The organism is Pseudomonas sp. KBS0707 (genome assembly GCF_005937945.2).
Taxonomy (GTDB): domain Bacteria; phylum Pseudomonadota; class Gammaproteobacteria; order Pseudomonadales; family Pseudomonadaceae; genus Aquipseudomonas; species Aquipseudomonas amygdali.
This window is the reverse complement of the sequence record NZ_CP041754.1, coordinates 2,641,454-2,654,671: the sequence shown is the minus strand read 5'-3', so window position 1 is coordinate 2,654,671 and position 13,218 is coordinate 2,641,454. Positions and strand designations below refer to the sequence as shown.

The window sequence follows — 13,218 nt, the reverse complement described above, 5'->3', positions numbered from 1 at the left end:
TCAGCGACAAGGTTTATACCTTGATAACACACTTGACACTTGCTTTCACACCCACGCGCTTCTTTGAAGGCTCTCTATATCTCGTTAACCTGATAAATACTGACACGCAGGCGGTCATCCCCGGCTTTTATATTTAATCTGCCGACGTACAGGTTTCTCTGCAGGTAATCATGAGCGCCGGAAGGAACGCTGAACTGTTTGCTGCACGTGCACCGACAGCGCGATTCGGCGAATGGCGCGCGGTCCGTTTCATCGAAGGCCACGAGCCCTTCTCCGACGACATCTATCTTTATTCCGTCGTCAGTCAGCAAGGTGTAGTACAGGCTGAATCGTGCAAGGCTGTCATCCTGGGGCACGAGAAAAAGGCTACCTCCCGGAAGAACCTGCCCCTGCAATCGATCGCCGGTAAATTCTCCTCCCAGTATCTCACCGCTGCTGCGTTGCCCCCGTTGAGGGTTACAAAGCGCTTGCGGCTTATCGATACGCAGGTGAGCAGCCAGTATTTCATGCAGTTGCATCGTCTCCATCCCTCTACCCCTCATCTTGCATGCGGTGGCTCGCGCCTGCCCATAACTGTACCGAGGTGTTTCTTTTAGCCCGGACATCGCATGCTGTTAATTTAAATGTACCACCCGGTACGCTTATGAGGCTTAGGATAAGCGTCTGTAAAGCAGTATCGTTTTGCCACTTTCGATCAATCTCTGTGGCTCGTACCCAGCGCAGAAAAAAGCGGAAATTCTATTCCGCAAGTTCATTTAAAAATTGATTCACATGGCCTATTACTCAACTAACAGTACTGGCCAAATGAGCCCACTCGGCCAACTCATAGCTCACTACTTACTAAATGAAGTTTAATCCGCGCCTGCCAAAAACCTGTTTACATGAGGACTGTCAACTTTTCCGACAGTGTCTTACAAGGAGATACGAAATGACCTATACCGTGAAACAGTATGGATGGATTCGCGATCTGCCTGATCATCGAGATCATCTTTATGCGGCCCCCACAACGGCGCTGGCGGCGCTCCCACACATGGTTGATCTGCGTCCCCATTGCCCGCCCGTATACGACCAGGGCCAACTGGGCAGTTGTACCGCGAACGGTATTGCCGGAGCGATTCAGTTCGATCGCATGAAGCAAAAGCTGACGCCAGCATTCGAGCCCTCGCGGTTGTTTATCTACTACAACGAAAGGGTCATTGAGCATACCGTCGATTCGGACAGCGGCGCGATGATCCGCCACGGAATCAAAAGTGTAGCGGAGCAAGGTGATTGCCCTGAAAAAGAGTGGCCTTATGACATTGAAAAGTTCGCTGTCAAACCTCCGGCTGCCTGCTACAAGGACGCTAGAAAATACAAAGCAGTGTCTTACCAGAAGGTTGCGCAAAACCTCAACCAGATGAAAGGCTGCCTGGCGGCAGGCTATCCGTTTGTCATTGGTTTTTCCGTCTACGAGAGCTTTGAAAGCAAGAAAGTCGCCCAGACCGGGCATGCCCCGATGCCGGGCCCTCACGAAAAAATGCTCGGAGGGCACTGCGTGTTGGCGGTGGGTTACAACGATGCCCATCAGCATTTCATCCTGCGCAACTCATGGGGCACTGGCTGGGGCATGGAAGGCTACTTCACCCTGCCGTACAGCTATCTGCTGGATGAAAATCTGTCCACCGACTTCTGGACGATAAGGGTCGTGGCTGCCTGACCTTCTCAGGCACCTGGACATTGCACTGCCGCATTGACACCTTGCAGGTACTCTCGCGGCGTGCAACCAAATTCCCGGCGAAAGACCGTATGCAGGTATTGCGCCGACCGGAAACCACAATCGCGTGCGATGTCGGCAATTGCGCAGTCCGTATTTTGCAGCCCGTGTGCGGCAGCGGCCAGTTTGAAACGCAGGATCTCGTCATGCACGCTACAGCCCCGCACCCGGCGAAAATGCGCTTCCAGCGACGAGCGCGAAACGCCCACGTACGCGGCTACCTGTGCGGTCTTGATGCCCTGGCACGCGTACTGCCGGATAAACAGCAACGCCTGCATGACATAGGGGTCCCCCAACGGTTGGTGCAGACTCGAAGCCTGTACGTTGACAGCGTCCGGCGGTATCAGAATGTGGGTGCCGGAAGACGGCATGCCATGCAACATCTGGTGCAGCAGGCGCGCGGCGGTTCGGCCCATTGTGTCGGTGCCTTGAACCACCGAGCTCAGCGGTACACGCGTGAGGGTTCTGGTCAACGGATCGTTGTCGATGCCGATCAGCGCCACTTGTTCAGGCACGGCAATTCCGGCAGTCAGGCAGGCCTGCAACAACTGACGGGCGCGGGCATCGGTCACGGCAATGATGCCGATAGGCTTGGGCAGGCTTTGCAGCCAGGCGATCTGCTGTTCCACAGCGCTGTCCCAGAGCGGTGCACTGGTGCCCAGGCCGCGATAAACCTCGGCGTGCAGGCCGTCGCGCTGCAGCAGTCGACGAAAGGCCTGCTCGCGCTCCTGCGCCCAGCGATTGGCCTGAGCCTCAGGCAGACTGAAGCAGGCAAAGCGGGTCAGCCCGGCCACTATCAAATGCTCGTAGGCGGCCTTGATCAAGGCGTGGTTGTCGGTCGCGACATAGGGAATGCCCTTCGGGTAGGCGCGCTGATCCTGATAGGAACCGCCTACCGCCACCACCGGCAGCCTGATGCCAGCCAACGCCTCGCCAATCAGCGGGTCGTCGAAGTCGGCAATGATCCCGTCACCCTGCCAACGCTCGATGCCTTTCAGGCGACAGAGAAAATCTTCCTCCAGAAACAGATCCCAGGACACCCGGGTACTGCTTAGGTAGTTGCCGATGCCGCTGATGATGCCGCGGTCATAGATTTTGCTGCCGTTGAACAACAGTGCAATACGGTGAACGGGGGGTACGGTTTTCATTATTTTTATGCCGGTTTTTTATATTGATTCGATAAGCACTACATCGCTCAACACAGACTAGGCCCGCAAGGGACCAATCTCAATACTCAAAATCGCACTGCGCGTTGACGATTTTCATAATCAGCAGGCCTGGGGCCGTTGCTAGTATCGAGGCATCGCCAAGAACAATAAGGAAAACGCAGATGCCGTACTTCCCCGCCGTCGACAAGGTTCGCTACGAAGGCCCTGACAGCGACTCGCCCCTTGCCTTTCGTCACTACGATGCCGACAAACTGATTCTCGGCAAACCCATGCGCGAGCATTTGCGCATGGCGGCCTGCTACTGGCACACGTTCGTCTGGCCGGGCGCCGACATGTTTGGTGTCGGCACTTTCAAGCGTCCATGGCAAGGTTCCGGGGACCCGCTGGAGCTGGCTATCGGCAAGGCTGAAACAGCTTTCGAGTTTTTCTCCAAACTCGGCATCGACTACTACAGCTTCCATGACACCGACGTGGCACCGGAAGGCAGCTCGCTCAAGGAGTATCGCAACAACTTCGCGCAGATGATTGATCAGCTGGAACGTCATCAGGAGCAGACCGGGATCAAGCTGCTGTGGGGCACCGCTAACTGTTTCAGCAACCCGCGCTTTGCAGCAGGGGCCGCCAGCAATCCGGACCCTGAAGTATTTGCCTACGCCGCGACTCAGGTGTTCAGTGCCATGAACGCCACCCAGCGACTCAAAGGGGCCAACTACGTCCTGTGGGGCGGTCGTGAAGGCTACGAAACCCTGCTCAATACGGACCTCAGGCAGGAGCGCGAACAGTTGGGCCGCTTCATGCGTATGGTGGTCGAGCACAAACACAAGATTGGCTTCAAAGGCGACTTGCTGATCGAGCCCAAGCCGCAGGAGCCCACCAAGCATCAGTACGATTACGACAGTGCTACGGTGTTCGGTTTTCTGCAGCAGTACGGTCTGGAAAAAGAGATCAAGGTCAACATCGAAGCCAACCACGCGACCCTGGCCGGACACAGCTTCCACCACGAAATTGCCACAGCAGTCTCGCTGGGGATCTTTGGCAGCATCGATGCCAACCGCGGCGACCCGCAGAACGGCTGGGACACTGACCAGTTCCCCAACAGCGTCGAGGAGATGACCCTCGCCACCTACGAGATTCTCAAGGCCGGTGGTTTCACCAATGGCGGCTACAATTTCGATTCCAAGGTCCGTCGTCAGAGCCTCGACGAAGTCGACCTGTTCCACGGCCACGTTGCCGCCATGGATGTGCTCGCCCTGGCGCTGGAGCGCGCAGCGGCCATGGTGCAAAACGATAAGCTTCAGCAGTTCAAGGACCAGCGCTACGCAGGCTGGCAGCAGCCTTTCGGAAAGTCGTTGCTGGCGGGTGAATTCAGCCTCGAGTCGCTTGCGAAGCATGCGTTCGACAAAGACCTCAACCCACAAGCCGTCAGCGGTCGGCAGGAATTGCTTGAAGGAGTGGTCAACCGCTTTATCTACTTCTGAAGCAAGGCTGAACGGACGCCGCAGTGACATTCTCACGACAAATCTGTGCCCGCGGCGTCCGACAACGTTTTACAGTTGCACCGGCATTACGCTGCACATCATGAAGTGTCTTTCGAACAACAATAAAAGGACGCACCCTATGAACACCCTGAAACGCACGCTGCTTGCCAGCGCTCTGGCCTTGCTGTCCCTGCCGGTCATGGCCGACTCCGCCCACCCGAAAATCGGTTTTTCCATCGATGACCTGCGGTCTGGAACGCTGGTCACGCGACCGTGATTACTTCGTTGCGGCAGCGGAGAAACTGGACGCCAAGGTCTACGTACAGTCGGCGGATGCCAACGAGCAGAAACAGATATCGCAGATCGAAAACCTCATCTCTCGCGGCGTCGATGTGCTTGTCATCGTGCCGTTCAACGCCACCGTGCTGACCAACGCCGTTGCCGAAGCCAAGAGGGCCGGGATCAAAGTGGTGTCTTATGACCGGCTGATCCTCAACGCCGACATCGACGCTTACATCTCTTTCGATAACGAAAAGGTCGGCGAAATGCAGGCCGGCGGCGTACTGAAAGCAGCGCCCAAGGGCAACTACTTTTTGCTAGGCGGAGCCCCCACTGACAACAACGCCAAGATTCTGCGCGAAGGTCAGATGAAGGTGCTGCAGCCAGCCATCGACAAGGGCGATATCAAAATCGTCGGCCAACAGTGGGTGAAGGAATGGAACCCCACTGAAGCCCTGAGCATTGTTGAAAATGCCCTGACCCGAAATAACAACAAGATCGATGGCATCGTTGCTTCCAACGACGCCACCGCCGGGGGCGCGATTCAGGCGCTGGCCGCACAGAAACTGGCCGGCAAAGTGCCTATCTCGGGGCAGGATGCGGACCTGGCGGCGGTCAAGCGGGTCATTGACGGCACCCAGACCATGACCGTCTACAAGCCACTGAAGCTGATTGCCAGCGAAAGCCGCCAAACTGTCGGTGCAACCGGTGCGCAACGAGAAGCCTGCCTTTACCGCGCAGTACGACAATGGCAGCAAGAAAGTCGACACCATCCTGCTGACCCCGACACCGTTGACCAAGGACAACATCGACCTGCTGGAGAAAGACGGGTTCTACACCAAGGCGCAGATGGGCGGCCAGTGAGCTATCGATAATCAGTCGATAGAAAGCCTGGGCCTGTGCAGAACGGCTGCGCAGGCTCAGGCACGCCCTTGGATCCCCGTGTGAGCCTGTGCCATGTCCGACTATCTGTTGCAAATGAACGGCATCGTCAAAACCTTTGACGGCGTCAAAGCCCTGAACGGCATTGACATAAAGGTCCGGCCCGGTGAATGCGTCGGCCTGTGCGGCGAAAACGGCACGGGCAAGTCCACGCTGATGAAGGTGCTGTCGGCGGTATACCCTTACGGCACCTGGGACGGCGAGATTCTCTGGGACGGCACCCCCCTCAAGGCGCAGTCAATCAGCGAAACGGAAGCAGCCGGTATCGTCATCATTCATCAGGAACTCACGCTGGTGCCTGACCTGTCGGTGGCCGAAAACATCTTCATGGGTCATGAACTGACGCTCCCGGGTGGGCGCATGAACTACCCGGCCATGATCCATCGCGCCGAAGTGTTGATGCGTGAGCTCAAAGTGCCAGACATGAACGTGGCTCTGCCGGTTTCCCAGTACGGCGGCGGTTATCAGCAACTGGTGGAAATCGCCAAGGCACTGAACAAGAAAGCTCGTCTGTTGATTCTCGACGAGCCGTCCTCTGCCCTGACACGCTCGGAAATCGAGGTGCTGCTGGACATCATTCGTGACCTGAAAGCCAAGGGCGTGGCGTGCGTGTACATTTCGCACAAACTCGATGAAGTGGCGGCCGTGTGCGACACCATTTCGGTGATCCGCGATGGTAAGCACATCGCCACCACCGCAATGTCGGACATGGACATCCCGAAGATCATCACCCAGATGGTCGGTCGCGAAATGAGCAACCTCTACCCCACCGAACCCCATGAGATCGGCGAGGTGATTTTCGAGGCGCGAAACATTACCTGTTACGACGTCGATAACCCCGGACGCAAACGGGTCGACGACATTTCGTTTGCTCTCAAGCGCGGGGAAATTCTCGGCATTGCCGGGCTGGTAGGCGCGGGTCGCACCGAACTGGTGTCCGCTCTGTTCGGTGCCTACCCGGGCCGATATACCGGTGAAGTGTGGCTGGACGGCCAACCTGTCGACACGCGCACGCCGCTCAAATCAATCCGCGCCGGCCTGTGCATGGTCCCGGAAGACCGTAAGCGTCAGGGCATTATTCCGGACCTGGGCGTTGGTCAGAACATCACCCTCGCGGTTCTCGATACCTACTCGAAAATGACCCGCATCGATGCCGAAGCCGAGCTGGGCAGCATCGACCGGGAAATCTCGCGCATGCATCTCAAGACGGCCAGCCCGTTCCTGCCGATCACCAGCCTGTCCGGTGGCAACCAGCAGAAAGCCGTGCTGGCGAAGATGCTGCTGACCCGCCCGCGCGTTCTGATTCTCGACGAACCGACCCGCGGCGTCGATGTGGGTGCCAAGTACGAGATCTACAAGCTGATGGGCGCGCTGGCGGCCGAAGGTGTGTCAATCATCATGGTCTCTTCGGAGCTGGCCGAAGTACTGGGAGTCTCCGACCGTGTGCTGGTGATTGGCGAAGGCCAGTTGCGCGGCGACTTCATCAACCATGAACTCACTCAGGAACAGGTGCTCGCCGCTGCGCTCAGCCACCCCGATGCCCCTGACAATAATGCCCGGAAGACCGCATAGATGAACCAGGTCAAACAGTTCTTCACCCGCTACAAAATGCTTGCGCTGGTGATTGCCATCGCAGTGATCTGGCTGTTCTTCAGTTGGCAGACCGATGGAGGGTTTCTGACCCCGCGCAACCTTTCCAACCTGCTGCGGCAGATGTCCATCACCGGCATTCTGGCTTGCGGCATGGTATTGGTGATCATCAGTGGCGAGATCGACCTGTCGGTGGGTTCATTGCTGGGCCTGCTCGGGGGGCTGGCGGCGATTCTGGATGTGGTTTACCAGGTGCCGCTGCTGGCAAACCTGAGCGTGGTTGCGCTATGTGGGCTGATGATTGGCCTGGCCAACGGCTACATGACGGCCTACCTGCGCATTCCCTCCTTCATTGTCGGGCTGGGCGGTATGCTGGCCTTTCGCGGCATTCTTCTGGGGATTACCGGCGGCACGACCATCGCCCCGGTATCGCCTTCGCTGGTCTACGTCGGCCAGGGATATTTGCCGCACTCTGTCGGTACAGCGCTTGGCGTACTGTTGCTGGCCCTGACGCTGTTCCTGACCTGGAAACAACGGCGCAATAGAGCCCTGCACGGGCTGGCGGCACATTCGATGATCCGTGATGTGTTACGCGTGGTATTGATCGGCGCTGTGTTGGGCGGGTTTGTCTATGTGCTCAACAGCTACGACGGAATCCCCGTTCCGGTATTGCTGTTGCTGGTCCTGCTCGGTGTGTTCAGTTATGTCACCAGCCAGACGGTTTTCGGACGGCGCGTCTATGCGGTGGGCAGCAACATGGAAGCCACGCGGTTATCCGGCATCAACGTACAGGCCGTAAAACTGTGGATCTTCGGCATCATGGGCGTCATGTGTGCCTTCGCCGGGCTGGTCAATACCGCACGCCTGGCTGCAGGCTCACCCTCGGCCGGCAACATGGGCGAACTGGACGCCATTGCCGCCTGTTTTATCGGCGGCACGTCCATGCGCGGTGGCTCGGGCACTGTCTACGGTGCACTGCTTGGCGCGCTGGTCATCACCAGTCTCGATAACGGCATGTCCATGCTCGACGTCGACAGTTACTGGCAGATGATCGTCAAGGGCGGCATCCTCGTGCTGGCGGTGTGGGTGGACGTGAGCACACGGGCCGGACGGCGGTGATTCGCAGAAGTCAGAGGTTGTGCTGAACACTTTATTCTGGAGTTGCCGGTCTCGACAGGTCCCACAGGTTAATCGAGATACCGGGAACCACAGCGTGCGTTCCGGCCACTCACCGTCGATATGGTTTTCTACGGATACTGGCAATGAACTCATCCTCCACTCTGCAAAAGCTGCTTGATAGGCGTGGTCAGGCGGCCAACGGAAATTCTGCGACACAGGCCGTACAGTGGCAGGAAGGAATGAACCTCACGCTGCATGTGAACGGCGATAGCCTCACGATGTTGGCCGAGATCATCAATCTGCGTGCCGACCCTCAGGACGACATCCTCTTGCGCAAGCTGCTTGCCCATGCTTTTCCGGGCCTGCGGCTACGACGCGGCGCGTTGACCATCAACCCGGACGAGAACACGTTGGTGTATTCCTACGAGCATGACTTTCTCGCACTGGACAAGACCCGATTCGAAAATCTGCTGGCTAACTTTGCCGAAACAACGCAGGAGTTGCGTAACACCGCGCAGCGCCTGCGTTAGCGCTGAGGACAGAGCCCATGTTGAACAAGCCGACGTTGAACGGGATTGCCCCTACCGCACAAGCCGCTGCTTCCCATGCCGTCGAGGGCCCCACAAGCCCCACGCCAATGCGACTGGATGCAGCGCAAGGTCAGCGACCACTGCCACCGATGGACGCGCCATCGTCGTTACGCCTACGAGCGTCCGGCACATCGTCAGGTGGAGAACCGCAGGCGGCTCAGGAAAACTCAGGCAGCGCGGCTGCAGACAACAATGGAGCTGCACGCGCCCAGCGAGAGCCGGGGATTGATCCAGTCAGGTTTTCTGTGAAACTGATGGTAGGAACCCTTGCGCTCTCGACAGGATGTCGATTGACAAGGCATCCGGATGATTTTGCAAAAGATCCTGGAGGCAGTATATGGGCGGCCATGAGTTTAAAGCATCGCTCTTCTCAGAACGATCTGGATCAGGGAAACAGAACGGTTCTGGAGCGTTACGGCGCCTACATTCCCAAAGACAGTAACTGTTTCAAAGCAAAGGCAGACGTCACTCACGACATTCCCCCTGGCGTCGCAGGTCAGTGGAACGTTAAAACCCGTCAGGTGAAGCTGAACCCCAACATTGCGCTTGAAAGTCACCCGGCCGAGGTCGCAGGGCACGAGTTCATACACTGTTACACCCACCCGGAGTTCAGGGGTCGTCACATTGATCATCGGCACTGGAAAGCCTTGAACGAAGGCCTGACCACTCATCTGACGGAAAAACTACCCACGCCGAAACGCCTCTTGCCTATCCCTCTGGCCAAAGACCCCTATCACGGTTTCAAACTGGCCACAGGAGACTCATGGCCCGCTGCGGCGAAACGTATTGAAGGTGCTGTCGGCGAAGATACGCTGCTGAAAGCGTTCTTCGGCGGCGACGATGACGCCATCAGTGAAGTCGCCAAAGCCGCTGCCCAGATCTATCCCCGGCTTGCGTCAAGCCGCACCGAGCAGGAGTTGTACAGAGCCGGAATGATGCGCGGCTCGCAGCAATTGGCTGAGTGTTATGCCGGTGCCTTGCTCGCCAGCGGCCAGCCTTTGCCCGAGAGCTGGTCACGCAATATGCTCCCGGTGTTCAGTTTCTCGGACATGCAACCCGAGCAGGCGAAAAAGGCGCGATTGCAAGCAGAGCAGAGCCAGGAGCGAATGGGCATCATATTTGACGCGGCATTTTTCTCACCAGACCTGAAGACCCAACGACAGGCATTGGGCATGCTGCGCGAAGATCTACTGATGCACTGGGAAAACGTTGTGCCCGATAAAGGCTGCCCCATCGAAGCCCTCGCTTTAAAGGCTACCGGGAAGGAAAGGTGCTCAAGCCCGCCTGGCCGCTACCGCTTCCACTTCGATCAGCGCACCGGGCAACGGCAGCGCCACTACCTGCAAAGCGGTGCGCGCAGGTTTCAAGGGTTGCTCGGGGGTGCCGAAAAACTGCGTGTAACCGGCCTGCAGGCCTGCAAAGTCAAGCTTGCCGCCGGTTTCCTCGGCCCCCACCAGAAACACCCGCAACTGCACGATATCGCCCAGATCAAGGTCCTGTTGCCGGAGCATATTGCGCAGTTTGTTGAACACCGAAACAGTCTGGACCTCAGTATTCCCGTATGCGGCAGGCGTACCCGCCGCGGCGTGTGGGTCAGCGAGGTCAGGCAGGGTGCCGCTGATGAACACCAGGCTGGCCGAGGCAGGCACGGTCACGGTTTGCGAGATTGGAAAATCGCCGACGCTGGTACGTTGAATGCTGTCGCTCATGGTGTCACTCCTCAATGGATGTTGATGCTGCAATAAAGGCTCAGGACGCCGTGAGGGCCGCCGTCTGTCGTTGCTGGATAACCCGCTCGGCCAGTTGCCCGACCACATGGCGCGCCGAATTGGCGGCTGATTCCTGCCAGATACCCACGCCGCTCTGCACCAGCCCGTCGCCAGCGAAGTAAACCCGGCCATGAGGTTCATCCAGCAAGGCGCTGGCGTCGGCCGGGAAATGTTCGCGTTGCAGCCACGGGCCTTCGCTGTAAGGAATCTGCTCCCAGGACACGGCCAACGGGTTACGCAGGTGATGCGAATAACCGGGATGCAGCAGTTCGACCGCCTCTATGGAGGCTGCGTATTGCGCCTCGAACGGTTTCGCGCCGAACACGTCGGCACCCTCCCCGGTCACGTAACCGGCGACGAGCAGGCCATCGCGGGTGTTCAAGTCATTGCTCGGGTACCGCAGCAGGCGCGCCGGATGGTCGATCCAGGACAACCCGCCATAGGTGCGGTAATCGGTTTCCCAGAAGCGCGGGGATTGCCACGCCACCTTGGTCGCCTGATCGTTACGGGTGCTCAGCAAAGCAGCCTTGACCGGATTGCTGAAGTCGGTATCCAGCCTGGCCAGCAATGGCAACGGCAGGGTCGAGACCAGATAATCGGCGCGTACTACCTGTTCACGGCCACTGTGTCTGTCGTGATAGGTGACCGCCACACCGTCTTCCAGTTGACGAATCTGGCGCACCTGCGCGCCCAGTTGCACCTGTTCAGTGAGGCGCTGGTAAAAGGCGTCGGTGATGCGGTCCATACCGCCGACCGGCTGAAACATGGTCGCCGAGAACTCGGGAAACTCAGTGTGCAGCAGCGCGCCCCACAGCTCGGGATGCAGCAGGCGCTCCAGCCCTACCGGCTGCGCACTGGTCGGCAATGCCCCCGGATGCGAGAGCGACTCCTGATGTCCGGAACGCAGGCTGCCCTCATAATCCAGTTCCTGCGAGAGGTCGCCATACACCTGCAAAAACGCTAACAGGCGCTGACGCTCTTCGCCGCTCAACACATCATCCAGAGCATCGCGCTGCACCGCCGTGGCCAGTAGACCCGAGAGGTGGCCGCGGGCGTCGTTGATAGCCTGGCCGACAGTGAACGCGGGCTGTTGCAGGTCCGGGCGGACCTGAGCGCCATGGCTGCTGTTGACCAGCACTTCAAGCGGCACCCCCAGCTCGCTGCAATAGTCGAGCAGCGTGCGGTGCTGGCTGGGAATCCGCGCTGGCCCGGCATTGAAATACAGCCCGGGATCAAAGCCCACGGTCTGCGTGCGACCGTCCTTGTAGTCCACCTGATCGCCGCTGCGCAACGTCCAGTTGCGGCCGCCCACTCGATCACGGGCCTCCAGCACTTGCACAGTAAACCCTGCCCGCGTCAATTCCAGCGCAGTCACCAGCCCGGCGATTCCGGCACCCAGCACCAGTACGCGAGTGCCCTGCCCCAGCCCGCTTCCGAGTTTCAGAGGTTTTGGCCGCCGGTGTGATGAAGGCCCCAGCCCCAGTACCGCAAGCGCGTCCTTGACGGCTTTTTCGCCACCTACCGCAGCAATGCTGGAAAGTGCTTCACGTCGTGTCAGTCCCATGTCATTTGCTCCCTTGAAGGCCTCAATCCGGTAAGCCGGGCGGGTTGATCAGCGACTTGTCGACGCGCTCCACATCCAGGCCCCAGCGCTGCAACACTTGCTCCGGCAATCGCGCCTTCAAGGGCGGTATGAATCGGTTTGACCAGACCGTTGTCCTTGCGCGTGGTCACGGCAATATCAGCCTGCAGTGGCCAGCCGCCGTTAACCGTGCCGACCCGCTTAATGCCTCCGGTGATGGCGGCCGAGTAGGCATACACCGAATTGGGCCCGAACAGCGCATCACTGCGCCCCGACTGAATGGCAAGCTGCGCAGCCGCCTGATCATCGAAATACTGCAACAGCGCAGGCTTGATACCTGCCTTTTCGTTAGCCTCGTTCCACGCCAACAGGACCTTTTCCTGATTGGTGCCGGAGCCGACGATGATCTTCAGCCCCGCGATGTCCGACGCCTGTTTTATCTCGCTGATTTTGCTGTTGGTCTTGACATAGAAGCCCAGGACATCCTGGCGGTAGGTGGCGAAATCGAAGCGTTTCTTGCGCGCTTCGGTCACGGTGACGTTACTGATGACTGCGTCGTATTTGCCCGAACTGACGCCCAGTGGCCAGTCCTCCCAACTGGTCTGCACCACGTTCAATTGCAGGCCCAGGCTGTCCGCCACCAGTTGCGCGGTGTCGGCCTCGCTGCCGATGGTGGTCTTGTCATCATTGGCCAGCAGCGCCAGGGGCGGCCCCGCCACACCGGAGACGGCCACGGTGAACTTGCCTGGCTGGGCAAACTTAAAGCCCGCCGGTATCTGCGCAATGGCCGCTTCGTTACGCGGTACATGAATGCGTTGCCGGTCAGGACTGAGGTCGACCGGTTGCGCGGTGGAAGCAAAAGTACTTTGCGCCACGCTGACGGCTATCGTCAGCAGGGCTACGCGGGCGGTATTCACTAGCATCAGCAATCACTCCTTGAAAGCGGG

At 58.6% G+C, this 13,218-nt stretch carries 9 protein-coding genes and 2 pseudogenes; 6 read left to right on the top strand and 5 right to left on the bottom strand.

What is annotated here, in order from left to right; translation table 11 throughout:
* Positions 1-74: 74 nt before the first annotated feature.
* Positions 75-527: a DUF3237 family protein gene (locus FFH21_RS12530; RefSeq protein WP_004665230.1), complete on the bottom strand. Its 453-nt coding sequence runs from the start codon at positions 525-527 to the stop codon at positions 75-77.
* Between the two features lie 401 nt (positions 528-928).
* Here FFH21_RS12530 and FFH21_RS12525 point away from each other — a divergent pair, with 401 nt between their 5' ends.
* Complete coding sequence (locus FFH21_RS12525) at positions 929-1,696, top strand: C1 family peptidase (RefSeq protein ID WP_002553372.1); 768 nt, start codon at positions 929-931, stop codon at positions 1,694-1,696.
* 5 nt (positions 1,697-1,701) lie between these two features.
* Here FFH21_RS12525 and FFH21_RS12520 read toward each other — a convergent pair whose 3' ends face one another.
* On the bottom strand, positions 1,702-2,901 hold the full coding sequence (locus FFH21_RS12520) for a XylR family transcriptional regulator (protein ID WP_002553371.1): 1,200 nt from the start codon (positions 2,899-2,901) through the stop codon (positions 1,702-1,704).
* 182 nt (positions 2,902-3,083) lie between these two features.
* Here FFH21_RS12520 and xylA point away from each other — a divergent pair, with 182 nt between their 5' ends.
* From xylA to FFH21_RS12495, 5 genes and pseudogenes are all read left to right on the top strand, one after another.
* Positions 3,084-4,400 (top strand): xylose isomerase, encoded by a 1,317-nt coding sequence (gene xylA, locus FFH21_RS12515; RefSeq protein ID WP_011168525.1) that lies wholly within the window; start codon positions 3,084-3,086, stop codon positions 4,398-4,400.
* Positions 4,401-4,539: 139 nt separating this feature from the next.
* Positions 4,540-5,543: pseudogene (gene xylF / locus FFH21_RS12510) on the top strand (D-xylose ABC transporter substrate-binding protein).
* Between the two features lie 93 nt (positions 5,544-5,636).
* Complete coding sequence (xylG, locus tag FFH21_RS12505; protein ID WP_011168524.1) at positions 5,637-7,193, top strand: D-xylose ABC transporter ATP-binding protein; 1,557 nt, start codon at positions 5,637-5,639, stop codon at positions 7,191-7,193.
* A complete protein-coding gene (locus tag FFH21_RS12500; protein WP_011168523.1) occupies positions 7,194-8,330 on the top strand; it encodes a sugar ABC transporter permease in 1,137 nt (378 codons plus the stop codon).
* Positions 8,331-8,473: 143 nt separating this feature from the next.
* Positions 8,474-8,860 carry a CesT family type III secretion system chaperone gene (locus tag FFH21_RS12495; RefSeq protein WP_011168522.1) on the top strand — a complete coding sequence of 129 codons (387 nt, stop codon included), beginning with the start codon at positions 8,474-8,476 and terminating at the stop codon, positions 8,858-8,860.
* Between the two features lie 1,334 nt (positions 8,861-10,194).
* Here the strand turns inward: FFH21_RS12495 and FFH21_RS12485 are convergent.
* The 3 genes and pseudogenes from FFH21_RS12485 to FFH21_RS12475 all read right to left on the bottom strand — a co-directional run bounded on the left by FFH21_RS12485 (position 10,195) and on the right by FFH21_RS12475 (position 13,194).
* On the bottom strand, positions 10,195-10,629 hold the full coding sequence (locus FFH21_RS12485; protein ID WP_011168521.1) for a RidA family protein: 435 nt from the start codon (positions 10,627-10,629) through the stop codon (positions 10,195-10,197).
* Between the two features lie 40 nt (positions 10,630-10,669).
* Positions 10,670-12,253, bottom strand: coding sequence for an FAD-dependent oxidoreductase (locus FFH21_RS12480; RefSeq protein ID WP_011168519.1), 1,584 nt, complete (start codon positions 12,251-12,253; stop codon positions 10,670-10,672).
* 22 nt (positions 12,254-12,275) lie between these two features.
* Positions 12,276-13,194, bottom strand: a pseudogene (locus FFH21_RS12475) (ABC transporter substrate-binding protein).
* Positions 13,195-13,218: the final 24 nt, after the last annotated feature.